23 protein-coding genes and 2 pseudogenes are annotated in these 26,618 nt (G+C 69.1%); 10 read left to right on the forward strand and 15 right to left on the reverse strand.

All coding sequences use genetic code 11. The features are described 5' to 3' along the window. Positions 1 to 89 precede the first annotated feature (89 nt). The gene (locus QLQ12_RS14460) at positions 90 to 692 is read left to right on the forward strand and encodes a TetR/AcrR family transcriptional regulator (RefSeq protein WP_282760411.1); all 603 of its coding nucleotides are present in this window, start codon (positions 90 to 92) and stop codon (positions 690 to 692) included. A gap of 26 nt (positions 693 to 718) precedes the next feature. Here QLQ12_RS14460 and QLQ12_RS14465 read toward each other — a convergent pair whose 3' ends face one another. From QLQ12_RS14465 to rsmA, 4 genes and pseudogenes are all read right to left on the reverse strand, one after another. After that, complete coding sequence (locus QLQ12_RS14465; protein WP_282760176.1) at positions 719 to 1,180, reverse strand: DUF4383 domain-containing protein; 462 nt, start codon at positions 1,178 to 1,180, stop codon at positions 719 to 721. A gap of 78 nt (positions 1,181 to 1,258) precedes the next feature. Then, positions 1,259 to 3,055 (reverse strand): ABC-F family ATP-binding cassette domain-containing protein, encoded by a 1,797-nt coding sequence (locus QLQ12_RS14470; protein WP_282760179.1) that lies wholly within the window; start codon positions 3,053 to 3,055, stop codon positions 1,259 to 1,261. 7 nt (positions 3,056 to 3,062) lie between these two features. Next, positions 3,063 to 4,010: a 4-(cytidine 5'-diphospho)-2-C-methyl-D-erythritol kinase gene (locus QLQ12_RS14475; protein WP_282760180.1), complete on the reverse strand. Its 948-nt coding sequence runs from the start codon at positions 4,008 to 4,010 to the stop codon at positions 3,063 to 3,065. 119 nt (positions 4,011 to 4,129) lie between these two features. After that, a pseudogene (gene rsmA / locus QLQ12_RS14480) lies at positions 4,130 to 4,957 on the reverse strand (16S rRNA (adenine(1518)-N(6)/adenine(1519)-N(6))-dimethyltransferase RsmA); the annotation flags it as partial. Positions 4,958 to 5,017: 60 nt separating this feature from the next. Between rsmA and QLQ12_RS14485 the strand changes: the two are divergent. Then, the gene (locus tag QLQ12_RS14485; RefSeq protein WP_282760181.1) at positions 5,018 to 5,440 is read left to right on the forward strand and encodes a hypothetical protein; all 423 of its coding nucleotides are present in this window, start codon (positions 5,018 to 5,020) and stop codon (positions 5,438 to 5,440) included. 257 nt (positions 5,441 to 5,697) lie between these two features. Here QLQ12_RS14485 and QLQ12_RS14490 read toward each other — a convergent pair whose 3' ends face one another. Further along, on the reverse strand, positions 5,698 to 6,603 hold the full coding sequence (locus QLQ12_RS14490; protein ID WP_282760182.1) for a TatD family hydrolase: 906 nt from the start codon (positions 6,601 to 6,603) through the stop codon (positions 5,698 to 5,700). A gap of 78 nt (positions 6,604 to 6,681) precedes the next feature. Between QLQ12_RS14490 and QLQ12_RS14495 the strand changes: the two genes are divergently transcribed. Beyond that, positions 6,682 to 7,716, forward strand: coding sequence for a hypothetical protein (locus QLQ12_RS14495; protein ID WP_282760183.1), 1,035 nt, complete (start codon positions 6,682 to 6,684; stop codon positions 7,714 to 7,716). A 48-nt stretch (positions 7,717 to 7,764) separates the two neighbouring features. Here the strand turns inward: QLQ12_RS14495 and QLQ12_RS14500 are convergent, their stop codons facing one another. Further along, the gene (locus QLQ12_RS14500) at positions 7,765 to 9,078 is read right to left on the reverse strand and encodes a PKD domain-containing protein (RefSeq protein ID WP_282760185.1); all 1,314 of its coding nucleotides are present in this window, start codon (positions 9,076 to 9,078) and stop codon (positions 7,765 to 7,767) included. 196 nt (positions 9,079 to 9,274) lie between these two features. Then, positions 9,275 to 11,080 (reverse strand): methionine--tRNA ligase, encoded by a 1,806-nt coding sequence (gene metG / locus QLQ12_RS14505; RefSeq protein ID WP_282760187.1) that lies wholly within the window; start codon positions 11,078 to 11,080, stop codon positions 9,275 to 9,277. Between the two features lie 132 nt (positions 11,081 to 11,212). Between metG and QLQ12_RS14510 the strand changes: the two genes are divergently transcribed. Continuing rightward, a complete protein-coding gene (locus tag QLQ12_RS14510; RefSeq protein WP_282760189.1) occupies positions 11,213 to 12,184 on the forward strand; it encodes a hypothetical protein in 972 nt (323 codons plus the stop codon). A gap of 154 nt (positions 12,185 to 12,338) precedes the next feature. Here QLQ12_RS14510 and rsmI read toward each other — a convergent pair whose 3' ends face one another. Then, complete coding sequence (gene rsmI / locus QLQ12_RS14515; protein WP_282760190.1) at positions 12,339 to 13,196, reverse strand: 16S rRNA (cytidine(1402)-2'-O)-methyltransferase; 858 nt, start codon at positions 13,194 to 13,196, stop codon at positions 12,339 to 12,341. A 75-nt stretch (positions 13,197 to 13,271) separates the two neighbouring features. Between rsmI and QLQ12_RS14520 the strand changes: the two genes are divergently transcribed. Next, positions 13,272 to 14,855 carry a dolichyl-phosphate-mannose--protein mannosyltransferase gene (locus tag QLQ12_RS14520; protein WP_282760192.1) on the forward strand — a complete coding sequence of 528 codons (1,584 nt, stop codon included), beginning with the start codon at positions 13,272 to 13,274 and terminating at the stop codon, positions 14,853 to 14,855. A 629-nt stretch (positions 14,856 to 15,484) separates the two neighbouring features. On the opposite strand, the gene QLQ12_RS14525 is transcribed toward QLQ12_RS14520, so the two are convergent. Next, a complete protein-coding gene (locus tag QLQ12_RS14525) occupies positions 15,485 to 16,033 on the reverse strand; it encodes a hypothetical protein (RefSeq protein WP_282760194.1) in 549 nt (182 codons plus the stop codon). A gap of 29 nt (positions 16,034 to 16,062) precedes the next feature. Here QLQ12_RS14525 and QLQ12_RS14530 point away from each other — a divergent pair, with 29 nt between their 5' ends. Beyond that, positions 16,063 to 18,432, forward strand: a complete 2,370-nt coding sequence (locus QLQ12_RS14530; protein ID WP_282760196.1) for a bifunctional polysaccharide deacetylase/glycosyltransferase family 2 protein — start codon at positions 16,063 to 16,065, stop codon at positions 18,430 to 18,432. Between the two features lie 55 nt (positions 18,433 to 18,487). Here QLQ12_RS14530 and QLQ12_RS14535 read toward each other — a convergent pair whose 3' ends face one another. Beyond that, positions 18,488 to 19,732, reverse strand: a complete 1,245-nt coding sequence (locus QLQ12_RS14535; protein ID WP_282760197.1) for a GAF domain-containing sensor histidine kinase — start codon at positions 19,730 to 19,732, stop codon at positions 18,488 to 18,490. Positions 19,733 to 19,901: 169 nt separating this feature from the next. On the opposite strand from QLQ12_RS14535, the gene QLQ12_RS14540 reads away from it, so the two are divergent. Then, entirely contained in the window at positions 19,902 to 20,405 is a 504-nt protein-coding gene (locus QLQ12_RS14540) for a DUF2199 domain-containing protein (protein ID WP_282760199.1), read from the forward strand. Between the two features lie 9 nt (positions 20,406 to 20,414). Beyond that, positions 20,415 to 20,870, forward strand: coding sequence for a GNAT family N-acetyltransferase (locus QLQ12_RS14545; RefSeq protein WP_282760201.1), 456 nt, complete (start codon positions 20,415 to 20,417; stop codon positions 20,868 to 20,870). Positions 20,871 to 20,931: 61 nt separating this feature from the next. Here the strand turns inward: QLQ12_RS14545 and QLQ12_RS14550 are convergent, their stop codons facing one another. The 3 genes from QLQ12_RS14550 to QLQ12_RS14560 all read right to left on the reverse strand — a co-directional run bounded on the left by QLQ12_RS14550 (position 20,932) and on the right by QLQ12_RS14560 (position 23,970). After that, positions 20,932 to 21,345: a hypothetical protein gene (locus tag QLQ12_RS14550; RefSeq protein ID WP_282760203.1), complete on the reverse strand. Its 414-nt coding sequence runs from the start codon at positions 21,343 to 21,345 to the stop codon at positions 20,932 to 20,934. Between the two features lie 1,191 nt (positions 21,346 to 22,536). Beyond that, positions 22,537 to 22,713, reverse strand: coding sequence for a hypothetical protein (locus QLQ12_RS14555; protein WP_282760204.1), 177 nt, complete (start codon positions 22,711 to 22,713; stop codon positions 22,537 to 22,539). Positions 22,714 to 23,637: 924 nt separating this feature from the next. Beyond that, positions 23,638 to 23,970 (reverse strand): hypothetical protein, encoded by a 333-nt coding sequence (locus QLQ12_RS14560; protein ID WP_282760206.1) that lies wholly within the window; start codon positions 23,968 to 23,970, stop codon positions 23,638 to 23,640. Here QLQ12_RS14560 and QLQ12_RS14565 point away from each other — a divergent pair. Beyond that, positions 23,960 to 24,457 carry a DUF4760 domain-containing protein gene (locus tag QLQ12_RS14565; protein WP_282760208.1) on the forward strand — a complete coding sequence of 166 codons (498 nt, stop codon included), beginning with the start codon at positions 23,960 to 23,962 and terminating at the stop codon, positions 24,455 to 24,457. The two genes, QLQ12_RS14560 and QLQ12_RS14565, sit on opposite strands and share 11 nt — an antisense overlap. 552 nt (positions 24,458 to 25,009) lie before the next feature. Here QLQ12_RS14565 and QLQ12_RS14570 read toward each other — a convergent pair. Further along, positions 25,010 to 25,483, reverse strand: a complete 474-nt coding sequence (locus tag QLQ12_RS14570) for an HIT family protein (protein ID WP_282760209.1) — start codon at positions 25,481 to 25,483, stop codon at positions 25,010 to 25,012. Beyond that, positions 25,480 to 25,956, reverse strand: coding sequence for a UTRA domain-containing protein (locus tag QLQ12_RS14575; RefSeq protein WP_282760211.1), 477 nt, complete (start codon positions 25,954 to 25,956; stop codon positions 25,480 to 25,482). Before QLQ12_RS14575 ends, QLQ12_RS14570 begins: the two co-directional genes overlap by 4 nt. Between QLQ12_RS14575 and QLQ12_RS14580 the strand changes: the two are divergent. Beyond that, a pseudogene (locus QLQ12_RS14580) lies at positions 25,886 to 26,573 on the forward strand (replication initiator); the annotation flags it as partial. The gene QLQ12_RS14575 and the pseudogene QLQ12_RS14580 overlap by 71 nt on opposite strands. Between the last annotated feature and the right edge of the window lie 45 nt (positions 26,574 to 26,618).

Below are 26,618 nucleotides of genomic sequence, written 5' to 3' on the forward strand. Positions count from 1 at the left end.
GCATGTGTCATTCCTGGCAGGATGGGCGGGTGACTGAGCAGGGCGAGAGCATCGACAAGCAACGGCGGGCCCCCGCGCCACGGGTCCGGATGTCGGCCGCTCAGCGGCGGGAACAGCTGATCACGATCGGCCGGCAGTTGTTCGCCGAGCGCGGGTTCGACGCGACGAGCGTCGAGGAGGTCGCCGCGCGGGCGAAGGTGTCGAAACCGGTGGTCTACGAGCACTTCGGCGGCAAGGAGGGCCTCTACGCCGTGGTCGTCGACCGTGAGATGCGGGCTCTGCTGGACCGGATCGCGACGGCGCTGACCGCGGGTCACCCGCGCGAGTTGCTGGAGCAGGCGGCGTTGGCTCTGCTGGATTACATCGACGAGGAGCCGCACGGGTTCCGGGTGCTGGTACGCGAGTCGCCGGTGCTGTCGTCGACAGGGAACTTCTCCAGCGTCATGGGCGACGTGGCGCACCGGGTGGAGCACATTCTGGGTGCGGAGTTCAAGAGCCGTGGTCTCGACCCGAGATTGGCCGAGTTGTACTCACAGGCGCTGGTGGGGATGGTGGCGCTGGTCGGGCAGTGGTGGCAGGAGGCGCGGAAGCCCAAGAAGGAGATGGTGGCCGCGCATCTGGTGAATCTGGCGTGGAACGGCTTGTCTCATCTGGAGGCGAAGCCGGGCCTGCTGACTCGCCGGGTCCGCTGAGGGGACCCGGCGACGGTCAGGACGGATCAGGCGGTGCGGCCTTCTCGGACCTGGCGGGGTGCGCCGGCCTTGGACTCCGGTGCGGTCTTGCTGTAGAGGCTGACCGTGATGAGGAGCAGTCCGACGAGGTAGGTGACGATCACCGTGGACATGGTGAAGCCGAAGATGTTCACCTCGTCGGTGCGCAGGACGGCCAGTTCGTAGCTGCCGAGGACGAGGAGGCCCCAGCCGAGGTACTGGTCGACGAGAACGTCGATGTTGCGGCCGACGGCGGTGCCGAGCAGCACGAGGGCGCCGAGGGCGAGCGAGATGAACGACCAGAGCAGGTTGCTGCCCTGTCCGATGACTCGCACGCCGGGGCCGGTGAAGGCTTCGCCGCTGGTGGTGATGAACCCGATGATCCCGAAGGCCACCAGGTACGCGCCGGTGATGAAACCGACCACGCGGTAAAGGGGCCGAAGCGGGTGGTTGACCGGGGTGTGCGCCATGGTTCCGTCTCCAAGGTCGGGTGTCTTAGTGCAGATTCTCGCGTATCCCCGACAAGCGGCGCAGGTACACCCCCCGCTTCAGTTTCCGGGCACCTTTTCGGCCAGTTCCATCCAGGCTTCCTCGGTCTGCGCGATCTCCTGCCGGACGGCTTTGAGCTGTGCTTCCAGCTCGACGAGCTTGTCGTAGTCGCTGCCGTGCAGGGCCAGGCCTTCGTTGATCTTCGCTTCCTTCTCGGAGAGCTTGGTCATCTGCCGTTCCAGCCTCGACAGGTCCTTGCGGGCCTGACGTAGCTCGGCCGCGGACAGGCCGGGCCCGGTCGGCGGCGCCTCGGCGCCTTTCGCGGTGATGGGTGCGAAGCCGGGGGTGGCGACGCGGGCGAGGTATTCCTCGACTCCGCCGGGCAGGTGCACCATCCGTCCGTCGCCGAACATGCCGTAGACGGTGTCGGTGACGCGCTCGACCAGGTAGCGGTCGTGGCTGGCGACGATCATGGTGCCGGGCCACGAGTCGAGCAGGTCTTCGAGCGAGGCGAGGGTGTCGGTGTCGAGGTCGTTGGTGGGCTCGTCGAGGAGGAGCACGTTGGGTTCGGTGGCGAGCAGGCGCAGCATCTGCAGGCGCCGGCGTTCGCCGCCGGAGAGGTCGCTGACCGGTGTCCAGATGCGCTTGTCGGTGAAGCCGAATACTTCGGCGAGCTGGCCGGCGGAGAGTTCGCGGTCGCCGAGTTTGACGCGTTTGGCGACTTCTTCGACGGCTTCGAGCAGTCGCAGGTGGCCGGGTAGTTCCTTCAGCTCCTGGGAGAGGAAGGCGGGGCGGACGGTGGAGCCGGTGACGAGCCGGCCGCCGTCGGGTTTGGTGACGCCGGCGAGCAGGCGCAGCAGGGTGGTCTTGCCGGCGCCGTTGGCGCCGAGGATGGCGATCCGGTCGCCGGGGCCGACCTGCCAGGTCAGGTCGCTGAAGATCGATTTGGGGCCGGCGTTGAGTTGGACCTGTTCGAGGTCGTAGACCTGTTTGCCGAGCCGGGTGGTGGCGAGCCGCTGGAGGCTGACCTGGTCGCGGGCCGGCGGGACGTCGGCGATCAGGGCGTTCGCCGCGTCGATCCGGAATTTCGGTTTGGAGGTGCGGGCCGGCGGGCCGCGGCGCAGCCAGGCGATCTCCTTGCGGAGCAGGTTCTGCCGGCGGGCCTCGACGGAGGCGGCGACTCGCTGGCGTTCGGCGCGCGAGAGCACCCAGGCGGCGTAGCCGCCTTCGTAGGTGTGCACCTGCTGGTCGACGACTTCCCAGGTCATCGTGCAGACGGCGTCGAGGAACCAGCGGTCGTGGGTGACGACTAGGAGCGCGCCTCGGCGGGTGATCAGGTGTTTGGCGAGCCAGTCGACGCCGGCGACGTCGAGGTGGTTGGTGGGCTCGTCGAGGATGAGCAGGTCGCTTTCCCGGACGAGGAGGGCGGCGAGGGCGACGCGCCGGCGTTCGCCGCCGGACATCGGGCCGACGGGGGTGTCGAGCCCGAGGTAGCCCATGCCGAGGCCGTCGAGGATGGTGCGGACGCCGGCGTCACCGGCCCACTCGTGTTCGGCGCCCATGCTCTGCGGCAGCCAGGCGGTGCCGAGCACGACGTCGCTGACGGTGGCGTCGGCGTCGAGGGTGAGGGTCTGCGGGAGTGAGGCGACCCGCAGGTCCCGGCGGTGGGTGACTCGCCCGGAGTCTGGTTCCTCGGTTTTGGCGAGCATGCGGAGGAGGGTGGATTTGCCGGCGCCGTTGAGGCCGACGATGCCGATGCGGGCGTCGTCGTCCAGGCCGAGCGACACGTCGGTGAGCAATTGGCCGGCTGCGCCGTAACCCTTGCTGACCCGGTCCAGGTTGATGATGTTGGCCACGATGCGTCTAGGTTACCCGCGCCCCGGGTTGTGGTCCGCGGGCGGTGACGGCTGCCCGGCACACTTTCGCCGCGGTGAGGCCGGCGGCGACCTCTTGAGCGTGTGCGGCGTCGGCGGCGAGGAAGACGCAGGTGGGGCCGGAGCCGGAGACGAGCCCGGTGATGGCGCCGGCCTCGTGGCCGGCTTTGAGCACGTCGGCCAGTTGGGGGCGCAGCGAGAGGGCGGCCGGTTGCAGGTCGTTGCCGAGGGCGGCGCCGAGGACCTCCGGGTCGCGCTGGCGTAGGGCGGCCATCAGCTGGTCGGGGCCGCCGAGCGGGGCGGGTGGCCAGGAGTCGTCGCGGAGTCTGTCGAGTTCGCGGTAGACCGCGGGGGTGGAGAGGCCGCCGTCGGCGATCGCGACCACCCAGTGCCAGGTGGTGGGCCGGGCGAGGATGGGGCTGACGGTCTCGCCGTGGCCGGTGCCGAGGGCGGTGCCGCCGTGCAGGAGGAACGGCACGTCGGAGCCGAGTTCGGCGCCGACTTCGGCGAGTCGGTCGCGGGACATGCCGAGGCCCCAGAGCAGGTCGCAGGCGATGAGGGTGGCGGCGGCGTCGGCGCTGCCGCCGGCCAGCCCGCCGGCCAGAGGGATGCTTTTGCGCAGGTGGAGGCGGGCGTAGGCGGGGACTCGTGCCCGGGTGGCGAGGGCGCGCGCGGCCTTGATGATCAGGTTGCTCTCGTCGAGGGCCAGCTCGCCGGTGCCCTCGCCCTCCATGGTGACGGTGAGGGTGTCGCCGCGGCGGGCGGTGAGCTCGTCGAAGAGGCTGATCGCGTGGTAGACGGTGTTCAGCTCGTGGTAGCCGTCGGGCCGCAGCGGGCCGACACCGAGGTGCAGGTTGATCTTCGCCGGGACGCGCACTTTGACGGGGCCACGGTGCGGGCGAAGCTCGTCGTCGTCCGGTCCCCAGGCCTCCGTCACGGAGTGATGTCCCGGATCGCTTCCGCGGTCATGAGTGTCATCTCCTCGGGCTCTACGACAGAGGGATCTACGCCGGAGGGATCTACGCCGGACCGGCTGAGCTTACCGCCGTGCCCCTGCGCTTTCGCCGCCGCCGCGATCGCGGCGAAGTCGCCGACGGTCAGGGCCTCGCCGCGGGCCTGCGGGCTGATGCCGGCGGCACGCAGCATCGCCTCGGCCTTGTCCGGGCCGCCGGCCCAGCCGGCCAGGGCGGCCCGGAGGGTCTTGCGGCGCTGGGCGAAGGCGGCGTCCACGACGGCGAACACGTCACGGCGTGCGGCGCCTGCCGGTGGTTCGCGGCGGGTGAAGGCGACCAGGCCGGAATCCACGTTGGGGACGGGCCAGAACACCGCGGGCGGCACCTTGCCCGCGGACCTGGCCTCGGAGTACCAGGCGAGTTTGACCGAGGGCACCCCGTAGACCTTCGATCCGGGGCCGGCGATGAGGCGGTCGGCGACCTCTTTTTGCACCATGACGAGACCGCCGCGGAGGGTGGGCAGTTCAGCGAGCAGGTGCAGGACGACCGGCACGGCGACGTTGTAGGGCAGGTTCGCCACCAGCATGGTCGGCGCCGGGTCGAATCGGTCGCCGGTGATCCGGAGGGCGTCGGCCGTGTGCACGGTGAGGTGCGGCGCGGTGACGGTGTCCGGCAGGGCTTTCGCCAGGGCCGGGTCGATCTCGACGGCGTGCACGTGGCGCGCCGCCGTGACCAGGCCCAGGGTCAGCGAGCCGAGACCGGGGCCGACCTCCAGCGCGACGTCGTCGGGGCGCAGGCCGGCGGCGGCGACGATCCGCCGGATGGTGTTCGGGTCGTGCAGGAAGTTCTGGCCGAGCTTCTTGGTCGGCGCGACGCCGAGACGCGCCGCCAGCTCCCGGATCTCCGCCGGGCCGAGGAGTCCATCCGCCATGTCCGAGAGCCTACGGTGACGGGTCCGGGCCACTGGACACCGCCGGGTAGGAATGGAGTGATGACGGAGTTGCTGGAGCTGCGGGGAGTGGTCGAGGCGGCCCCGGACGTGGTCGCCGCGGTGCTGCTGGACGTCGGTCCCGGCGGCCGGTCTCCGCTGACGGTCTCCGGCACGGTGGAGCGCGGCGGCGGTGACGCCTTCGTCGTCGTGCGGGAGGGCAGCCGGATCACGGTGACCGTCGATCGTGCCGTTCGTTCGGTGACCCAGCAGGGCGAGTGGTGGTACCGCGGTGTGACGTCGGTGGAGCCCGATCCGCGCGGGTCGGTCGTGGTGCACCGCGTCTTCAACATCGCGCTGGGGCATCGGTGGGCGGTCCGCATGGTCTCCCGGGGCCCGCTGATCGCCGCGCCGACGGCTTTCGCCACCCAGCTTGAGCTGCTGAGCGGCGTGCTCGGCGTCGCCGCCTGGGTCATCCCGGACTGACGTCCGCCCTCACCCGCGGCATACAAAATCCCGCTTTCGTACGGCCACAACGCCCCGCCGAACCGTGTCGTCACGGGCCTACCACGCGACGTGGGGCCGGTGCCGGGTCGCTGCGCGTCTTTCGGGCGGGGCGGCGGGTGACCGGCGCGGTGCGGCCGGGGACCGCCACGTCGCGTGGTAGCCGGGGACGGTCTGGTTCGGCCGCGGCGGCCTGGCCGTACCGGATGCGGGTGGGAAGTGCCGGAGCGCGGCGACGCTCAGGTCCAGGGGCCGAAGACGGCCTCGCCGTTGGCGGAGACGGCGGCGCAGAGAGTGTCGAGGTCGGTGCCGGAGGCGGCGGCGAGGGCCCGCATGGTGACGGGGATGAGGTAGGAGGCGTTGGGCCGGCCACGGTAGGGGGTGGGGGTGAGGTAGGGGGCGTCGGTCTCGACCATCATCTGTGTGGGCGGGGTGATCGCGGCGGCTTCGCGCAGGTTGGTGGCGCTGGCGAAGGTGACGGTTCCGGCGAAGCTGAGGTGGTAGCCGCGCCGGACGCAGACGGCCGCGAAGTCGGCGTCGCCGGAGAAGCAGTGCAGCACGACCCGGTCGGGGGCGCCCTCCTCGTCGAGGACGCGCAGGACGTCGTCGTGTGCCTCGCGGTCGTGGATGATCAGGGCTTTGCCGTAACGCTTGGCGATGGCGATGTGGGCGCGGAAGCTCTCCTCCTGTGCGGCGCGGCCGTCGTCGCCGGTGCGGAAGGTGTCGAGGCCGGTTTCGCCGATGCCCCGGACCCGGGGCCGGGCGGCGAGCGCCTCGATCTGGCGGAGGGCCTCGTCCAGATCGGCGAGGCGGGGCGCCTCGTTCGGGTGAAGGGCGACCGCGGCGAGGACCGTGTCGTTGCGGTCGGCGAGGTCGGCGCCCCAGCGGGACGAGTCGACGTCGACTCCTACCTGGACGAGCCGGTCGACGCCGCTCTTCGCGGCGGCGGCGATGAGTGCCTCGATGGGGTCGCCGTCACCGTCGCCGGGCCCGCCGGCCTCCTGGATCGTGAGGTCGAGGTGGGTGTGGCTGTCGAAGACCGGGACCGCTAGCGGCTCCGGCGCCGGCGGGAATCCGCCTGCGCGGCGGGACTCCTTGGCGCGGCGGCGGTCTGAAGGAGACTGACCGGAGGGAGACGAAGGCATGTGAGACATTGTGCACGCCGAGATTTCGGTAACCGGGTGTTCATCCGATATCCATCGCGGTCACTTAGGTTGCGCTCCGTGACCGTGACTGGTGAGGAGAGCGAGCTGGGCGCCGACCCGCTCGACCCACCCCTGATGGCGCCGCTTCGCCGCGATCTGAGCTGGCCGCAGGTCCAGGCGATGAGCCAGTCCGCCGGTTACCGCGACGATCCCGGGTTGCGCCGGATCCGGGCGACCGCCGCGGTCCGCCGGGGCACCCGGATGACGAAGATGCTGTCGCCGGCCCAGGTCGCCGGCCATCTCGGCGGCTGGCTGCCGTACGGCTTCTGCTATCGCGCGTGCGACATCGCCCACCTGCGGGAACCCGGCGATCTGGCGCTGCTGCGCACCGACGGGCTGGCCGATGGTCACGCCACGTTCGCGCTGCGCTGGCGGGCTGTCGACCCGCTGGACTACGAGGTTCCGGCCGGGCCGGCGCAGCCGGGGCTGGCGTCTCTGCCGGGGCATTCGCGGATCGGGGCGATGGTCCTCGGCACCGGTTTCACCCCGAGCACCGACGATCTGATCCCGGAGTATGTGACGGCCGGGTTCGCGGACCTGCCGCTGTCGGCGAACGCGCAACTGCTGGCCTGCCTGCCGGGCGGCGACGAGGTGGTGCTGTACACGTACCAGCCGGAACAGCACGGCTGGCTGCGGCTGGCCGGGCCGCGCTGGCGGGGCCTGCTGTCGGAGATTCCCGGCGGCAGCCCGGACCGGGAGTACGTGCCGTGTTCGGCGGCCGCTTCGGCGCGCCTGGTGGGCCGGATCGACGACAGTGAGTACGAGGCGGTCGCGGACCCGCCCGGTGAGTTCCGGGTGCGGGCGCTGACCCGGGCGGCGCGGTACCCGGTGCAGGCCCTGAGCCGGCGGGCCGAGCAGGCGCGCTGGCGGGATGTGCCGTGCTGGGTGCTGCAGCGGGACGAGACGTGGGCGCGGCTGCGGCTGCTCCGCCCGGACGCCGAGACGATCAGCGCGGTGGGAGCCCGCTGCTACGAGCGCGGCGTCTATGAGGCGTGGGCGCCGGTGGGCGAGCTGACCGATCATCACATCGCGGACATCGCCTACCAGCTGTGAGAGCACGGCGATGCCCGCCGAGCTCACGGCTCGGCGGGCATCAGCGGATCACTTGCGGGTGATCTTCGCGGTGCGGTACGTGCCGCGGTAGTTGTTGGCCCAGTCGAACGCCCAGGCCTCGGCCCAGATCATCTGGTTCTTGGAGATGCCGGCCGGCACCTTCAGCGACCACTTGCCCTTGACGATCTTCACCTTGATGCCGCCGGCGGCGTAGCAGTGCTTGACGATGCCGGCCTCGTTGTAGACCCGCTTCCACTTCCGGTTCGGCTTCAGGCAGTACATCTTGCCGGTCGAGGTGACCCGGGTGACGGTGACGCCCACGTGGCGGAGGCCGGAGCCCTTGTCGGACACGGTGCCGGTGATCGTCTTCCAGGAGCCGGCCCGGTTCGCCGAGGACGGCTTCTTGATCGTCAGGCCGGGCTTCCAGCTGTCCTTGACGATCTTGATCCGGCCGGCGGTCTGGGGAACGGCGTGCCCCTTGGCGTTGCCCCACGCGACCGTGATCGCCCGGACACCGGAGAGACGTCCGGTGCCGACCTGGACGTACGTGTTCGTGGCCGGATCCCAGCGCCACTGGTAGAGCACACGGCCGACGACGGAGCCGGTCTTCGCCTTGTGCGTGGAGACCCAGCCGTCGCTCCAGTCGATCCGCATCGTCGTCGCGCCGGCCGGGACCTTGGCTACCTTCACCGCGAACGCCGTGCCCTGGTAGGCGGACTTCTTGGTGAGCGACAGCTTGCCGACCGGGACGGTCACCGCGACGGTCCGCGACGGGATCGCGGACTGGTTCCCGGCCGGGTCGGTGACGGTCACGCTGACGGTGAAGTTGCCGGCCCGGGTGTACGCCTTGGTGGCGGAGAACGTGGCCGGGTTCAGCTCGGTGGTGGTGCCGTCACCCCAGCTGATCACACGCTTGAGGGTGTCGGGAGCGTCGACCGGGTCGCTGAACTCGGTGGCGGACTGGTCGACGGTGATCTGCTGGCCGGCCCAGACCGAGGTGTGGTTGAGCCGGAACGAGCCGGTCGGCTTCGTGGTGTCGGCCGCCGGAGGCTCCGCGGCGGTGACGGGCGGCTCGGCGTTGGTGACCGGCGGCGCCGGGTCGGTGACCGGCGGAACCGGCTCGGTCGCCGGCGGCACGGCCTGGGTCGCCGACGACTCCTGCTCGGTGGTCACCGACTCCGGCTCGGCGGTCAGCGGCTCCGGCTCGGTGGACAGCGGGTCGCTGTTGAGGTTCGCGGTGGGTGCGTCGGCGGACGACGAATCCGGGTTCGCGTAGGCCGGCGAGCCATGCAGTGCGCCGCCGACGAGAAGCGCGCCGCCGACGAAAGCCGCCAGAACTGGCCGCGCGAGGCGTGTTTTCACAGAACTCCTTCGAGGGGGTGGATGCCACATGAAGGAGCTGAGCTGAAGTTACGTACCCGTACCGACGAAACGCCCCCGTTCCCCCGTGGCGTACGCGACAGTACCGACTCCACCACCGCTGATCAATAGATTTGAGATAGACGATGCCCGCCGGGAAATCTCACACCGGCGGGCATCTCATGTGGAAACGCTCAGGTCAGGACTCTTCGCCGCCCAGGCGGGCCAGCTCCTCGTCCACAACCGACGGATCTAGTTTGCGGAACACCGGTTTCGGAGCGGCGAGCGGCGTGCCGGCCACCACCGGCACCGACTCCCACCGGGCGCCGGCCTTGTAGTCACCGGTCAGCACCGGATAAGCGGGCCCGCCGTCGAGATCCTCGACCTCCTCGATCCGCGGCATCGGCGCGTGCACGCCCTCGCCGCCGAGCAGCTCGAACACCTTCTGTGCGGAGTGCGGCAGGAACGGGGTGAGCAGCGTGTTCGCGTCACTGATCACCTGGAGCGCGACATGCAGGATGGTGCCCTGGCGCGGCTTGTCCTCTTCGGACTTCAGTTTCCACGGCGCCTGCTCGGACAGATATTTGTTGGCCTCGGCGACGACCCGCATGGCCTCGCCGATCGCCGCCTTCTGCCGGTGCTTGCCGATCAGCTCGCCGACCGTGGCGAACCCGGCCTTGGCGACCGCGAGCACCGCCTCGTCCTCACTGGTCAGCGGGCCGGGCTCGGGGATGACGCCGAAGTTCTTCGCCGCCATCGAGACCGACCGGTTGACCAGGTTGCCCCAGCCGGCGACCAGCTCGTCGTTGTTGCGGCGGACGAACTCCGCCCAGGTGAAGTCGGTGTCGTTGGACTCCGGGCCGGCCGCGGCGATGAAGTAGCGCAGCGCGTCGGCGTCGTAGCGCTCCAGGAAGTCGCGCACGTAGATGACGACCCGGCGCGAGGAGGAGAACTTCTTACCCTCCATCGTCAGGTACTCGCTGGAGACGACCTCGGTCGGCAGGTTCAGCTTGCCGAACTGCCCGGCCTCGCCGCCCTTGTCGCCCTCACCGGAGTAACCGAGCAGCAGCGCCGGCCAGATCACCGAGTGGAAGACGATGTTGTCCTTGCCCATGAAGTAGTAGCCGAGCGCGTCCTTGCCCTGCGCGTCGGCCGACCACCATTTCCGCCACGCGTCCGGGTCGCCGGTGCGGCGGGCCCACTCGACCGACGCCGACAGGTAGCCGATGACCGCGTCGAACCAGACGTAGATGCGCTTGTCGCCGCGGTCGCGCCAGCCGTCGAGCGGGATCGGCACGCCCCACTCCAGGTCACGGGTGATGGCCCGGGGCTGGAGGTCGTCGAGCAGGTTGCGGGAGAACTTGAGCACGTTGGGCCGCCAGTTCTCCCGGCGGTCCAGCCAGCCGCCGATCGCCTCGGCGAAGGCCGGCAGGTCGAGGAAGAAGTGCTCGGTCTCGACGAACTTCGGCGTCTCGCCGTTGATCCGGGAGCGCGGGTTGACCAGTTGCTCGGGGTCGAGCTGGTTGCCGCAGTTGTCGCACTGGTCGCCGCGGGCGCCGTCGTAACCGCAGATCGGGCAGGTGCCCTCGATGTAGCGGTCGGGCAGGGTGCGGCCGGTGGACGGGGAGATCGCGCCGAGGGTGGTGCGGGCGACGATGTAGCCGTTGCGGTGCAGACCCTCGAACAGCTCCTGGACGATTCCGTAGTGGTTGCGGGTCGTCGTGCGGGTGAACAGGTCGTAGGAGAGGCCGAGACCGTGCAGGTCCTCGACGATCACCCGGTTGTAGCGGTCGGCGAGCTGGCGCGGGGTCACCCCGTCGGCGTCGGCCTGCACCTGGATCGGGGTGCCGTGCTCGTCGGTGCCGGACACCATGAGCACGTCGTGGCCGGACATCCGCATGAACCGGCTGAAAACGTCGGAGGGCACTCCGAAGCCGGAGACATGACCGATGTGGCGCGGACCGTTGGCGTAGGGCCAGGCGACCGCGGCGAGAACGTGACTCATGTCGTACAAGGGTAGTGACCGTCCGGGGTGCGCCGCGAACGGATTGCCGCCTCCCGCGCTGGTATGCCGATTTGTCCCGACACGCCCCATCAGTGACGTGCTCGGCACGGGGCCGCGGCGTTCAATGGGCAGGTGACCGGAAACGCGCCGCAGCCAGGGGAAACGCCCCAAGATCAGGGCAACCCGTGGACTCTGTCCGACCCCGACGGCGCCTGGTGGCGTGGGGAGACCGGCCGGGACGCCCCCGACGCCGGCCCGCCGGCCGCCCCGGCCCACGCCGCCGGGGTCCGGGACCTCACCGAGCATCTGAGCGAGACCGGAAACCCGAGCGAACCCGGACACCTGAGCGAACGTCCGACCGAGAGCCTGGACCTCAGCCCCGGCGGGTCACGGCTCGCCACCGCGGGCGAGCTGATGATCGTCGAACCGGGCGCCGAGCCGGTCCCCCGTCCAGGGGTCACCCCGCTGCCCGAGGTGCTGGGCGCGCCCGAGGTCGAGGCGCGGCTGGAACGGATGGAGAACTCCCCGTTCTGGCTCAGCGAGGAGGAGCGCATCGCCTCGGAGGCGGCGCAGGCCGACCGCCGGCCCGGCAGACGACGCCGGCCGCCCGCCCACAACCCGCTGACCGCGCTCTTCTCGCTGGTCGTGCTGAGCCTCGTGGCGGCCTTCTTCGGCTGGGTCAGCGCGGAGCCGTTCTGGCTGGCGGTGGGGCACGGCGACCACGGGTACGCGACGACGACCCGGTGCCATGGCGACGGGCTGACCCAGCGGTGCACCGGGCGGTTCGCCACCGAGAACGGGAACATCACCGTGGCCCGGGTGACCCTGCTGGGCGTGACCGGCGACCAGCGGCACCCGGGAGCGATCTCACCGGCCCGGATGGTGAGCCCGGCCAGCACCCAGGCGTACGCCGCCCCGGCCGGGCCGCTCATGCACCTGCGTTGGGGGCTCGGCTTCCTGCTCGTGCTGATCTGCGGTTACGGCATCGCCGAGACGACCGGGGCACGGCGGCTGCCGTCCCGGCCGACCCGGCGGTCGGCGATGATGGCGAGCTTCCTCGGGCCGCTGCTGCTCCTCGCCGGGTTCCTGATCTCGGCCTACTGACCGGCCGGCGGTCAGCGCGGTGTCAGGGACGCTGATACCGCGCTGACGGCCGGCCGGGTGGGCCGCGAGCAGGCAGCAGCCCGCAGGTCGCGTTACGGCCGGGCCCGCGCGGGCCTCGCGCGGACCGCCACGGCGCTGCGGTGGCCGTACGAGATCAATGGTTTTCGTGGACCAGGGCGTAGACGTCGCGTTTGCGCAGTCCGTATTCGTCGGCCACCGCCTGGATGGCGTCCCGGCGGGTGGCGCCGCCACTCTCGCGCAGGGCGACCGCCGCCCGCAGTTCGTCGTCGTCGGGCGGCGTCGCCGGCCCGGCCGGCGCACCCGCCACGACGAGGGTGATCTCACCGCGCGGTGGGTCCGCGGCGGCGCCGGCGGCGAGGGCGGCGAGCGTGTCCCGGCGGATCTCCTCGTAGGTTTTGGTGAGCTCCCGGCAGATCGCGGCCTGCCGGTCCGCCCCGAAGATCGACGTCAGGTCCTCCAGCGCGCCCACGATCCGGTGCGGAGCCTCGAAGAAGACCAGCGTGCGCGGTTCGCCGGCGAGTTCGCGCAGCCGGGAGCGGCGGCCGGAACCGGACCGCGGCAGGAAGCCCTCGAAGACGAAACGGTCGCTGGGCAGGCCGGACAGGGCCAACGCGGTGGTCACCGCGCTGGGTCCGGGCGCCGCGGTGACCGGGAACCCGGCGTCGAGGGCGGCCCGGACCAGCCGGTAGCCGGGGTCGGAGACGCTCGGCATGCCGCCGTCGGTCACCACGGCGACGACGGCGCCGCCCCGCAGGGCTTCGACCAGTTCGGGGGTACGGCGTTCGTCGTTGCCCTCGAAGTAGGAGACGATCCGCCCGCGCACGGTGACGTCCAGGTCGCGGGCGAGCCGGGCCAGGCGCCGAGTGTCCTCCGCGGCGATGACGTCGGCCGAGGTCAGGACCTCGCGCAGCCGGGCCGAGGCGTCGCCGGTGTTACCCAGCGGGGCGCCCGCCAGGATCACGCGACCGCCGGTTTCTTGTGCATCAGGCATCGGAAAAGTCCATCACATGACAGGACGCGCCGACGGCGGGCACCGGTTCTCAGGGTCGCGTCCTACGATCGCGGGGTGACGACGGCGGCGACAGCTGAGACAGACCGCACCACCGCGGACTCCCCCGCCGGGGTGGAACCGCCGGTGGGCGTGCGTGCCATCCCCGTGATCGTCCGGCGCCGCCTGTCGACGCTGGACCGGGCCTTCGACCCGTACTCCTGGCTGGTGACCGCGATCATCACGCTGGTCGCCGGGATCCTGCGGTTCGACGGGCTCAGCGCTCCCAAGGGGTACATCTTCGACGAGGTGTACTACCCGACCGACGCCTGGGACATGCTCCAGCACGGTGTGGAGTGGGACGAGAAGGTCAACGGCGCGGCGTACGTGGTGCATCCGCCACTCGGCAAGTGGCTGATCGCGCTCGGCGAGCTGATCTACGGCAACAACGAGCTGGGCTGGCGGTTCTCCACCGCGGTCGCCGGCACGCTGATGGTGCTGATCATGATCCGGGTCGCCTACCGGCTGTTCCGCTCGATCGTGCTGGCCGGGACGGCCGGCCTGCTGATGGCGCTGGACGGTTTCCAGCTGGTGCTGTCGCGCACGTCGCTGCTCGACATCTTCATCGGCCTGTTCATCCTGATGGCGTTCGCCGCGTTGGTGCTGGACCGCGACCACTACCGGCGCAACCTCCAGCGGGCGCTGGAACGCGGCTGGGACCCGTCGACGACGCCGCACCTGCCGCGCATCGTGCCGTGGTGGCTGCTGGCCTCCGGGATCGCCTTCGGCATGGCGTGCAGTGTCAAGTGGAGCGCGCTCTTCTTCGCCCCGTTCTTCGCCGCGATGGTGCTCGTCTGGCGCTCCCAGGCGCGCCGCTCCGCCGGGGTGCGCGGGCCGATCATCGCCGGGGTCCTCGGCGACCTCGGCTGGCTGGTGCTGGCCTTCGTCCTGACGATCGGCGTCTACCTGGCCAGCTGGACCGGCTGGTTCGTCACCGACCACGGTTACTTCCGGCACTACCGGGCCGACAACAACTGGAGCGAGCCGCCGGTCATCGGAGCGTTGCTCAACCTGGCCCATTACCACTCCGAAGCGTTCAACTTCCACACCGGACTGACCCAGAAGCACACCTATCAGTCGTGGCCGTGGCAGTGGCTGCTACTCGGGCGGCCGGTGGCGTTCCACTGGGGTTCCACCGGCAACTGCGGGGCGCCCAGCTGCGCCTCCGAGATCCTGCTGGTGGGCACGCCGGTGCTGTGGTGGTCGTTCCTGCCCGCGCTGGCCGCGCTGGCGTTCGTCGGCATCGCCCGGCGGGACTGGCGGGCCTACGCGATCATGACCGGTGTGGTGGCGGGGCTGCTGCCGTGGTTCTACTTCGCGGTCCAGGACGGCCGGACGATGTTCGCGTTCTACGCGATGCCGGCGCTGCCGTTCCTGATCCTCGCGGTGGTCTACGTCCTCGGAGCGATCATGACGCCGGCGGACGGGATGGCCACCGGATCGGCGCGCACCGACCGGCAGTTGGTGGGCACGGTGGTGGTAGCGACCTATGTCGTCCTGGTTGCGCTGTGTTTCGCGTACTTCCACCCGATTTTCGTGGGCACGCTCATGCCGTACGACGACTGGTCGGTCCGCATGTGGCTGGGCAGCCGCTGGATCTGATCCCGGCCTCGTCGATCGAAGCCCCGGGGCGTGCCGCAAACGAAAGGGCGCGCCCCGATCGCCTGCCACGGGGGAAGCGGGCGATTGGGGCGCGCAGGAAGAGCTTAACGAGCGGAGATGTCCCGCACAACGGGTGCCGTAGCGAGAATGTCGCGTCGCTCCCACCATCCCAACGATACGGACATTAGCCTCTTACCTCGCTTATAGGATTTATCCTCTCACGAAACATGTTCGACAAACGAGTCGGCAATGCGACAGCAGATTGCCTCAGCAAACGGCGTAACCTCTTTTCTTTTGGCGTGGCGTCGCTGCTCAGCAGATTGGCGCGACTGAACCGGCACACCCCCCTCCATCAGGCCCCTTCAGGCAGCCGGTTGCTTTGTCCTTTTTGTGACGATTAGTCGGCGGTCCCCCTTGTGGGTGATCTGTGCCAAGATCGCGACAAATGTTCTTAGGCTTCGCCGCGTGACTTCGCAGGAGCCCCAAACCTCGCACCAGGCCGACGAGTACGCCCCCGAGACGGAAGTGATCGCCGTACCGGAGCCCGCACCGGTGTTCGTGGACTCCACCGGACGGCGCAGCCGACTCCTCCGGCACCTCGCGTTGGCCTTCGGCATCCTCCTCGTCGCCTACGGCGGGCTGGTCAGCGTCAGCCTGGCCGGCGGGCCGGTGAGTTCGAGCGCCGTGTTCCCCCTGCCCGGACTCGACGACGACTCCGACGAGCCGAAAACCGAGCCCGTCCCCACACCGACGCCGACACCGACACCGACCACCAGCGCGGCCCGCCGGATCGTGGAATCGGCACAGCGTGACGGGACCGACCAGCGCCGGCCGGCCCTCTCGCCCTCGCCGAAGGCCTCCACCAAGCCCTCGAGGTCGCCCAGCCCCAAGCCGTCGCCGCCGAAGACGTCGGTCAGCCCGACGGTCACCAAACCGGTCGAGTCGGCAACCGTGACCAAGGAACCCGAGCCCGGCCCCGGCTCCGGCACACCCGTGCCCCCGGTGCCGCCGGTGCCGCCGCCCGTGGCGCGGATCCCCGACAGCGGCGGCGCCGGTGGCGGCGGCCCGGTCACCGGCTCCACCACCGCTCCCGCCGGCGGGTCCGCGGCCGCGGACCCGTCCCCGCCGACGCTGCCGACGGTCGCCGACGATCCCGTCGACCGCGCCGCACCATCCACCCGGCCGCACCATCCACCCGGGCCGCGCCGTGAGCGCCGCCCCCGCCCGCCGGGCCCGGCGCCGCATCCTGCCGCGCCCCCGGGTACTCCTCGGCGCCCTGCTGGCCGGCTCGTTCGTCGCCGTGCTGGCCGTGCAGGCCTACATCAACGCCGAGTTCGCCCGCGACCACGTCCAGACCACGGTCGGCGACCAGACCGCAGTGCCACCCTCGATCCTCAAGGGCGGCCCGATCATCAACACCACCGGCGGCCAGGAGAACAGCAGCCGGCTACCCGAACGCACCATCGCCCTCACCTTCGATGACGGCCCCGATCCGGAGTGGACGCCGAAGGTTCTGGAGGTGCTGCGCAGGCACGAGGCGCACGGCACCTTCTTCGTCGTCGGGTCCCAGGTGGCCCGCAACCCGGAGGTGGCCCGCCAGGTCGTCGACGGCGGCAACGAGCTCGGCCTGCACACCTTCACCCACCCCGACATGCAGCAGCTCGCCCCGTGGCGGCGGGAGCTGGAGCTGTCACAGACCCAGATGGCGATCGCCAAGGCCACCGGGGTACGCACCAACCTGGCCCGGTTCCCCTACTCGTCGAGGAACGCCGCGATCGACGAGGGCAACTGGAATCTGATCAAGGAGGCGGGCGCCCTCGGCTACCTGGTCGTGGTCAACGACACGGACAGCTTCGACTGGCAGCGCCCCGGCCCCGAGAAGATCATCGAGAACGCCACCCCGGCCGGCGAGCAGCCCGCCGTCATCCTGTTCCACGACGCCGGCGGCGAGCGCTCACAGACCATCGCCGCCCTCGACGAGTTCATCCCCCGGATGAAGGCCCGCGGCTACCGGTTCACCACCGTCACCGAAGGCCTCAACCTCAGCATCGCCGAGCAGGCCGCGAAGGCCGGCGCCGACCGGGCCGAGAGCACCGAGGCGCTCACGCCGCTGCCGCTCAACCCGCGGGCGCTCGCTCACGACGAGTGGCGCGGCACCGCCGTGCTCTGGACGGTCGGCCTCGCCGACGGCATGGTCACCGTGATCGCCGGGCTCTTCCTCGTGGTCGGCGCGCTCACCATCGGCCGCACCCTGCTGCTGCTCCTGCTCGCCACCCGGCACGCCCGGCAACGCAGGAAACCCGGCTGGACATGGGGGCCGCCGGTCACCGAACCCGTCTCCGTGATCGTGCCCGCCTACAACGAGAAGGAGGGCATCCAGGCCGCGGTCCGGTCCCTGGCCGGCGGCGATCACACCGAGATCGAGGTGGTCGTGGTCGACGACGGATCCACCGACGGCACCGCCGATCTGGTCGACCGGATGGCGTGGCCGAACGTCCGTGTGGTCCGGGTCCCCAACGGTGGCAAGCCGAACGCCCTCAACACCGGCGTCGCCCTCGCCCGCCACGACCTGATCGTCATGGTCGACGGCGACACCATCTTCGAACCCGACGCGTTGCGGCTGCTCGTCCAGCCGTTCGCCGACCCGTCGGTGGGCGCGGTCGCCGGCAACGTCAAGGTCGGCAACCGGGAGACCACCGTCGCCCTCTGGCAGCACATCGAATACGTGATCGGCTTCAACCTGGACCGCCGCCTCTACGAGGTGATGAACTGCATGCCGACCGTGCCCGGCGCGATCGGCGCGTTCCGGCGGGAGGCGCTCGCCCAGGTCGGCGGAGTCAGCGACGAGACCCTGGCCGAGGACACCGACGTCACCATGGCGTTCTGCCGGGCCGGCTGGCGGGTCGTCTACGAGGAGAACGCCCGCGCCTGGACCGAGGCGCCGACCACCATGGAGCAGTTGTACCGGCAGCGGTACCGGTGGAGTTACGGAACCATGCAGGCGATGTGGAAGCACCGCAAGGCGCTGTTCGACTCGGGGCCCTCCGGCCGGTTCGGCCGGGTCGGCCTGCCGTTCCTCGCCCTCTTCGGGCTCGCGCTGCCGATGCTCGCCCCGGTCGTCGACATCATGCTCGTGTACGGCCTGGTCTTCTGGGAACTCGGCGAGACCGCCACCGCCTGGCTCGGCATGCTGGCCCTGCAACTGTTCACCGCGGCCGTGGCGTTCCGCATGGATCGCGAGTCGTTCAAGCCGCTGCTGAAACTGCCGTTGCAGCAGTTCGCCTACCGGCAGTTGATGTACCTGGTCCTGCTGCAGTCGGCCACCACCGCCCTGACCGGCGGGCGGCTGCGCTGGCACAAGCTCAACCGGACCGGGCTGGCCCCGCGGTCCGCGGAACCGCCACCGCCGCCGCTTCCACCACCGGCCGTCGCCTCGGTCGCGCCCGCGCTGGACACCTGGCCCCCGGTCTACGGCGACGTCCCACCGGCGCCGCGGCGGGCGCCGGTCGGGCGGGCCGTCGCGCCCCCGGCAGTGCCGTCCCAGCCCGCGGCGGAGAACCTGCGGGAAAGGCTGTGAGACCGGGCCCGCCCTCGATCGAACTGCAGCCGGCCGAGGGCGGGTCCTCACATCGTCACGCGACCGCCAGGTCCTTGATCAGGTCGGCGGGGTTCATCTGCGCGTAGGGGAAGACCACATGCAGCGAAGTGCCGTCCCCCGGCCGGTCGGAAAGGGCCACGGTGGCGTGGTGCGCGTCCAGGATCCGCTTGGCCACGGCCAGCCCGCGATCCGGTCCCGGCACATCGGCCGGATTCGCGATCGCGCCGTAGTACAGGTGCGGGAACAGGTCGGGACGCAGCCCGTCCGGCAGGTCCATGTCGTCCAGCCGTACCGTCGGGCCGGACTCCATCTCCGTGCCCACCCGCACCCGGCCGCCCTCCGGTGTGTACTTCACCGCGGCGAAGAGAAGGTGCGTCAGCACCTGCTCCAGGCGCACCGGGTCGGCGATGATCGGCAGCGACGGGCCACCGGCCTGGTTCAGGATCCAGATGTGCTTGCTCGCCGCGATCGGCCGGACGGCCTCCACCGCCCGCTGGGTCACCCGGGTCAGGTCGCACTGCCGCATGTGCAGGCTCTCCCCGCCCAGGCCGGCGTCGGCCATCGTGGTCAGGTGGTCGATCAGCTCCCGGAAGCCGCGCACATGCGCCGCCGTGGCCCGGCCCACCAGGTCGGCCATCTCCAGATCGTGGTAGCCGGTGTCGCCGAGCCGGTCCAGGTACGCCGACATCAGCCGCAGCGACGACCGCAACTCCCCGCCGACCAGTCCGGCCAGGTCGTCCTTGCGCCGCTCCAGCTCCTGGAGCCGGGCGGTGGTGTTGGCCAGGGCGAAGGCGTACCGGCGCAGCTCCAACTGGGCGGTCACCTGCCGGGCCAGAGCCCGCAGCGCCTGCTGCTGCTCGACGTCCAGCGTCCGCGGCACGGTGTCCATCACGCACAGGGTTCCCAGCGCGAACCCGTCCGTGGTGAGCAGTGGCGCACCCGCATAGAACCGGACCCCGTCCACGCCGGTCACCGCCGGATTGTCGGCGAACCGGGCGTCCTCCAGGGCGTCCGGCACGATCAGCAGATCGCGGCCGAGGATGGCGTGGGCGCAGAACGACACGTCCCTCGAGGTCTCCGCCACCTCCGAGCCGGCGCGGGCCTTGGCCCACTGCCGGTCCGCGTCCACCAGGCTGACCAGCGCCATCGGTGTTTCACATACACCGGCCGCAAGCGCAACGATGTCGTCGAAGTCCTTTTCCGGTGGGCTGTCGAGGATGTCGAGCGAGTACAACGCGGCCAGCCGCTCGATCTCGTTGTCGGGCAGTGGTGCTTTCATGGGGCGTCACCTCCGAGACTCGAATTAGAGGTACCACCCAAAAGTAGCAATTTTCACTTTTCGCCCATAATTGGGAGCCCCGGTTCGGCTTCGTTTCCCGGCGGCCCGGGGTGTGACGTGCCCCGAGAGGCGCCGACCGCCCCGGTGATCGGCCGTATGCTTCGCGCCCATGAGCACTGAGCAATTCACCTGCGGCACGTGCGGCGAGACGCACGACGGCCCGCCGCTCAGTTTCGCCGCTCCGGCCCCGGACTTCTGGCAGCCGGAGATGGCAGACCGTGAAGGCTGCCTGCTGGACTCCGACCTCTGCGTGATCAGCGGGGAGCAGTTCTTCATCCGCGGCCTGATCGAACTGCCGGTGTGGGACACCGGCGACATCTTCACCTACAGCATGTGGGTGTCGCTGAGCCGGCCCAGCTTCACCCGGGCCGTCGACGTCTGGGAACAGCCCGGCCGCGAAACCGAACCGCCCTACTTCGGCTGGCTCTCCAACGTCATCGCCGGATATCAGCCGTCGACGCTGAACCTGCGGACGAACGTGCACACCCGGTCGGTGGGACAACTGCCGTACATCGAACTCGAACCCACCGGGCACCCGCTCGCCGTCGAACAGCTCGCCGGCATCACCCGCTCCAGGGTCGAGGAGATCGCAGCCTTCCACCTGCACCGCTAGCCTGCCCTCATGGAGCTACGGACCATCGACCAAGGCAACTACGAGGCTGTTCTGGCCATCTCCGTCCGCCCCGACCAGAACGACCTCGTCGCGCCCGTGGTCAAGTCGCTGGCCGAGGCGTACGTCTACGCCGACTACGCGTGGCCGCGCGCCATCTACGACGGCGACGAGCCGGTCGGATTCGTGATGGCCTTCATCCGGATCCCGTGGCGCGACCCGTCCGACGACGACCGTCGCTCCGGTCTCTGGCGGCTCAACATCGCCGCCGGCCGGCAGGGCCGCGGATACGGCGCCTTCGCCGTCGAGGCCGTCTGCGACGAACTCCGCTCCCGCGGCGAGACCAGCGCATTCGTGACGTACGAATCCCGCGACGGCGGGCCGGCACCGTTCTATCTCCGACTCGGGTTCCACCCCACCGGCGAACTGGCCGACGGCGAGACCGTCGCCGTCCGCGACCTCAGCTGACCCTCGTCCCGGACCACCGCGAGCGGGCAGGCCGCCCTAGTCGACGGTGTTGGATCGCGCGTCACGGCGTCACGGCGTCACGCCTCGCCGGGACAGCCGCCACGGCGCCGGCCGCGAGTGCGCCGAGCAGTCCGACGGCTCCGCCGAGGCCGGGGCGTGGCCGCACCATCGGGACGACGGCATCGAAGAAGAGGGAGGCATCGTTGTACCGGCTGATCAGCCACCCGGTGACGCCGGCCGCAACCAGGGCGGAAAGGACCGCGAGGAGCCCCGGGCGAGCCGCCCGCATCGATCCGGACAAGTGGATCACGGCGCAACCGGCCGCGGCGGACTGGGCGGCGACGTAGACGGGCCAGCCGGGGATGCTCAGCACAGAGAAGGTGATGCCGCCGTAGTGAGCCCACGGCAGCACCAGCGACAGGCCGGCGCAGACCACCGCGGCAGCGGCCGTCACCCATGCCGTCGACCTCCGCACGGCCCCATCCTGTCGGCCCACCACCCGGCTCACAAGCCCCGGCCGGGCACCCTGGGCTATCCGGTTTTGATCACTGGAGTGCAGTTCTCCCGGGCCGGGGTGTCGCGCCATAGGCAGATCTTGAGGGTGACCGGCTGGCCGCCGATGGTCGTGGCCACTGCCGGGGAGCGGACGTAACCGCGTTCGGTGACCGCCAGCGCGACGGCGCACTCGCGCCAAGGGCCGTCGGCGATGCGCCAGCTGAGGCGGGAGCCGCCGGAGTGGGGGCTTCGTCGAAGGTCGGCAACAAGTACGGCAAAGGCGCGGCCCGCGACCCGACGACGGCCCGATAGCGGTCACCGTTGACGTCCACTCCCTCGGTGTTCACGCCACCCGCACGCTGATCTCCCCGCCTACCGGCACCGGGATTCGCGACAGTCATGTAGTGCTTGGCACGGGTCTCGCCCACGCGACGCCGCGCGCCGACTTCGGCGGCACCCATGAGACGGCCCGTGCGCGGCATGTCCTGACGCTATGGAGATCAGCACTGACGCCTCCGGCGCTACCGGAAGCGAGCCAACCCAGATCATCATTGTCCGCACTACTGCTGTCCGGTGCAGCGTCGGCAAACTGCTTAACGACTCTCCTGGAGCCGGAGAGATTGCGGCGTATCGGGACGGCTATGCCGACGGATACGTGGACTGCCTGACCGTAAGCAACCGCATCCCCCGACCGTGAGCTGAGAACCGATTCCACTATCAGTCCCCTAAGACACTTCAGGCCCGGTCGAATGACCGGGCCTGAGCTGCATATTCATAGATCAATCAGAGGTGGAGCTGACGGGATTTGAACCCCAAAGATCACCAGCTCGGACGATCCGGACGTCAGGCGCCTGCTGACCTGCAAATATCGCTCATCATCTCTCGACTTATGACACCGCTGTACAACCCCGGTTGGGCCGGATCTGTGCCCGATGATCTTCGGTTGCTGCACGGCTCACCGGGCACTCCTGGCGGCGCTGTCGGCTGAGCCGCAACACTCCGAGCGGGCGACGAGCATCGAACTCGCGTCATCAGTTGGGAATCGCGTTAATCGCAACCTAGTTGGCTCCCCTCACGGAGTCAGAGGGTAGTTCCTACACCGGCCGCCGGACTGGTCTGCGCCGATGTTGACCCCTGTTGACCCTGCTGATCGGGCACGCGGCGGGCACGCCTAGTTGGGGTAATCGCCGTACCAGATGTTCGATCCCGGATCGGCGTTTACGTCCGCCCGTTTCAGAACCTTTGAGGCAGCAGCGGAAGCTGCAACAGCCGCAGCACGTTGAACTTTCCGGTTTTTCGCAGCCTTGAACGCAAAGTCGAGTAGTGCCTTGCCGATTTGAGGATCCATGTGGCAACACCGTCCCTCTGACTGTGAAGCGTGTGGTGACTGAAGCATCCTCGTAGGTGCTAGCTGGAGCAAGCGCTGTGCGTAAATACCCACGGATCGAGTGACTGACGTGGATCACCAGCCAGCCGATGCGAGTCTTTGAAGACCAATAAATCACTCGGGCCATGCCAAGCCCGGCATCCTCGCAGATTGAGCATGCCCAGTCCGCAGAGTCACGGTGCTGGCCGATCGGCGGGTTCCTTGGCCCCCAGGCACTTTTTGATCTTCACTGAACTGCCGTACTGGCCGCTTGAACTGGAATCCTTGGTCCGCCGCCGCCCATGGCCGTCCGCCGCAATCACTGGTGATTGTCACCCAGTTAGTCACCCAATACCCCAGAGATCGTCTACCCGTAACGCCACTGCTGCGCTCCGCGAGTCGGCACTCAGCTAGTCGCCCGGATACCTCAGCGGAGGATTTTCGAATGATGATCCTGCATCAAGGTCAACACGGGCAGCGTTGATCAGGTCCTTACGGCTAGGGCGAAGAAACGCACTGATCGACTCTGACCCTGGGCCCTCACGGACGGCTAGGTGAGTCCGGACCGCGAGGGCGTGAGCGGCTGTCGCCACCTCCGCAGAGCAAAGCAGCTGCACCGGCCTCAGGTTGATCCACAGCTTGTCCAATGTTGTGTTGGATCGCTCCTCGACATCAAGTCGACCGTCTTGGTGGATGTACTTGGCTACGCGTTCCACTTCCTGCGCGACCTGGAGGAAGGCCACGAGGTGGTTCAGGCGCTCTGGCCGACGGGCCTCTCGCAGAGACTCGGCATGTCTTTTAGCTGTAGATACTTCGGTTGCGCGTTGCGTTGCAAGCGAGATCCCGCCGCCGATCAAAGCTCCTAGTAGCACTGCAAACGCCGGCCACACACTGTTCGTCATGTTCTCAGCCTGGCGGCCGCAGGCAACCCCGCGCGAGGCGCAAGGCTATGCAGTCGCTGCCGAACGCAATCAGGTTGAAGATGATCACTGTCAGCTTGGGAAGTGCTTTGAGCGGGCCCTGCGTGGGAGTACCACCAGCCATGACCTCCTGAAGCGGCTCGGTGAGGGGCGTCGCGTCGAGCCCAGGATGACCACTCTTGACCTCTACTCTCCTGTCGAGCGGGCATAAAACAGGCACGGCGCGTCGGTCCTTCTCACTGCATGGCTGAGTAACCTTGCACACTTCTGTCACCGTATAGATACACAGCGTTACGGAGGTGAAGGTCTTGGAGATCATTGCAGGCATCGTCGGGGCGATACTCGGTGCCTTGGGGACGATGATCGTTGCCCGCCTAGAATCGCGGCGCACAGGTCGACTGAAAGCGGTATATGACCTGTACGCAAGATGGCATTCCAGTGAGATGAACTATGCTCGCATACGCGCCCATCACGTTTTTCATAGCGAGCAGCAGAATCGGGTGCCTAAAAGTTACTGGCAGATTAATGAATCCCTCTGGGCGGGGGGACGCGAGGACGACTGGATAGCAATCCAACTAGTCATTCACTACTTTGAAAGCTGCGGCGAACTTTTGGAGGAAGGTGCGATCGATCGCAGCCTGTTTCAACGCATGATGGGACGTTATGCATCTTACTGGATCGACCGCTATATTCACCCTCTTTGGTTCCGGTCCTTGGAACCTGACGATGGTGCCGAATTGGGTTGGTACACCAAGATTGCCTGTCTGCGCGAAAATCTTGGTCCAGGGGTTCCACTCAAGGCATAGCCCGAAATACGGGCGTGCGTCAAGGCGTTCTTGACACACCCGAGCATGGGGCTTCACGACGACGAGTCGGGTGTCGGGGTTGGCGGCGCGCGCCACGATGCGGGCAGGCCGCCGGCCTGCCCCTTGACACCTGGTCGCTAGGGCCGCAGAGGCTCACGACTCAAGGGCTGCCGCTTGCGGCCGTCGCTTGCGACGCGAAGCGCCCTTGATCGTGAGTGCGGCCCGGACACACTGCGCGCCGCCAACCCTGGCGCTCGGCGGCGGTGACCCGCCCTGCGGCCTGGCGGGACCGCCCGGCCGCGTCGCCCAGGTCGTCCCCCGTCGGCCGCCGGCCAAACTCCCAACACCCTCCCCCGGGACTCTGGCGGTCTTCGGCAGGCCCGACCCTTCCGTTTTCCACGCCAGCCGACGGGCTGCCTGCGTGGCCGTCGTGTGCGACAGCTAAGCGACGGACACGCGCCCAGGCGGCGGCGTGAGCGGCCCGTTTCGGGCCGCCTTGAAGACGTACAGAAAGTTTGCACACGACGGGCGGCGGCCGACCGTGCATCGGAATTAGCCGAGCAGCTTCCGAAGTCCCTTGGCGTCCCCGTTCAGCGCCTCGGCGTTGAACTTGGCCTCGCTTCCATCTTGAGGGAGCAGTGGGAACGGCCTTCCCGGAGCGGGATCGATCTCGTATCGCGGCAGGAGATGCGTGTGAAGGTGCGGAACGGTGTTCCCCAGAGTTTCGTAGTTCATCTTCAGCGGCTTGTAGAAGGCGGCCAGGGCCTTGCCGACCTTCACCACTTCGAGCCAGTACTCCGCAGCCTCTTCGTCGCTCAACTCGAACGGCTCGATGACATGTCGTCCTCGCCAGATGACAAGGGTGTAGCCGCGTTGGATACTCGCACTTTGAAGAACAGCGTCCACTTTGGATGACTGGTAGATGCGGATGCCGTATTCATCGGACTCCGGACTGCGTTCTCCGCACATCTCGCAGCTTGTACCTGCAACGCGCTCATCCCAGTCAAGGGGCCATTGGGCAGTCATCGGCGGATATCACCCTCGTTCCACTCGTAGGAGAACTCATGACGGTCTGCTGCGTAAATGTCATGGGCGACTTGGAGCGGTCGGTCTTGCTCGTCGTAATCCACGTGCCACATGTGCACCACCGTTATCCCCGGACGTAGCTGCAATAGCCGTGCCTCCTCCGGCACGGGCATCTCAGCTCGGAATACCTCAATGCCATGCACGAACCGGTGGCCGAGTCGCTCAATAGGCTCGTCGGGACCTTCCGGAAGTGCATCAGGTGACTCCAGGCGCGTACCGTCAGCAATCCACAATGGGTAGTAACTCGTCGACAGAACTGCGGGCACATCGTCGAGCAGTTGAAGCCGTCGTCGGATGACAACTTCCTCACCGACGCCATCCGCCACGATCACCCACGAGACCACCCCAGCACACCCCGACCAGCCCGAGGGCTGGCCGATCCGCTGGGGCGATCCCGACAAGGGCCTCGACATCCGGCCCCTCTCTAGCTGGCGATGGTGCTGTCTCCGACGCCCAGGCCGCCGCCTACCTCGCCAAGTACGCCACCAAATCGACGGAGGCGACCGGCTACCAGTCCACCCGGATCACCGCCGACAGCGACGAAGTCATCGATCCCACAGGCGGTCACATCGCTCGTCTCGTCGCCGCGTGCTGGCGACTCGGCCGACCCACCCATACCCCGATTCACTGTCAACCCAGCCTTGACACCGAACCCACCAGCGCCATGCCGGCCAACCCGTACGAGAGGCTCCGGCGCTGGGCACACATGCTCGGCTTCGGCGGCCACTTCCTCACCAAAGCCCGCCGCTACTCCGTCACCTTCGGCAGCCTCCGCGCCGCCCGTGCCGCCTACCGTCGTGCAACCGATCTCGACCACCCCGGCGAACTATCCGGCCCGGACCCGATCGAGCAGGCCGTCATCGTCGGCGTCCTCGGCTTCGCCGGAGTCGGCTGGCACACCACCGGAGACGCCCTCCTCGCCAACACCGCCGCCGCCCTCGCCCGCGAACGACACCGCACCGGCCGCGAAGAACTCGCCCACGACACAGGCACCGCCCTTGCCGCCTCCACCCTGAGCACCGCCGCATGACGACGCACCACCCCTGCCATTTGCAGGTGTCAGCTCTTGATCGCC

The sequence above is a fragment of the Actinoplanes sandaracinus genome, from assembly GCF_030009775.1.
Lineage (GTDB): Bacteria > Actinomycetota > Actinomycetes > Mycobacteriales > Micromonosporaceae > Actinoplanes > Actinoplanes sandaracinus.

What these genes read in the sequence shown, in the direction of transcription:
- rsmI (WP_282760190.1), bottom strand. Translation starts at nt 13,196, where the DNA reads ATGCCTGATGCACAAGAAACCGGCGGTCGCGTGATCCTGGCGGGCGCC.
- QLQ12_RS14465 (WP_282760176.1), bottom strand. Translation starts at nt 1,180, where the DNA reads ATGGCGCACACCCCGGTCAACCACCCGCTTCGGCCCCTTTACCGCGTG.
- metG (WP_282760187.1), bottom strand. Translation starts at nt 11,080, where the DNA reads ATGAGTCACGTTCTCGCCGCGGTCGCCTGGCCCTACGCCAACGGTCCG.
- QLQ12_RS14540 (WP_282760199.1), top strand. Translation starts at nt 19,902, where the DNA reads ATGAGCACTGAGCAATTCACCTGCGGCACGTGCGGCGAGACGCACGAC.
- QLQ12_RS14485 (WP_282760181.1), top strand. Translation starts at nt 5,018, where the DNA reads ATGACGGAGTTGCTGGAGCTGCGGGGAGTGGTCGAGGCGGCCCCGGAC.
- QLQ12_RS14555 (WP_282760204.1), bottom strand. Translation starts at nt 22,713, where the DNA reads ATGGATCCTCAAATCGGCAAGGCACTACTCGACTTTGCGTTCAAGGCT.
- QLQ12_RS14460 (WP_282760411.1), top strand. Translation starts at nt 90, where the DNA reads ATGTCGGCCGCTCAGCGGCGGGAACAGCTGATCACGATCGGCCGGCAG.
- QLQ12_RS14560 (WP_282760206.1), bottom strand. Translation starts at nt 23,970, where the DNA reads ATGATCTCCAAGACCTTCACCTCCGTAACGCTGTGTATCTATACGGTG.
- QLQ12_RS14535 (WP_282760197.1), bottom strand. Translation starts at nt 19,732, where the DNA reads ATGAAAGCACCACTGCCCGACAACGAGATCGAGCGGCTGGCCGCGTTG.
- QLQ12_RS14490 (WP_282760182.1), bottom strand. Translation starts at nt 6,603, where the DNA reads ATGCCTTCGTCTCCCTCCGGTCAGTCTCCTTCAGACCGCCGCCGCGCC.
- QLQ12_RS14545 (WP_282760201.1), top strand. Translation starts at nt 20,415, where the DNA reads ATGGAGCTACGGACCATCGACCAAGGCAACTACGAGGCTGTTCTGGCC.
- QLQ12_RS14575 (WP_282760211.1), bottom strand. Translation starts at nt 25,956, where the DNA reads ATGTCGAGGCCCTTGTCGGGATCGCCCCAGCGGATCGGCCAGCCCTCG.
- QLQ12_RS14570 (WP_282760209.1), bottom strand. Translation starts at nt 25,483, where the DNA reads ATGACTGCCCAATGGCCCCTTGACTGGGATGAGCGCGTTGCAGGTACA.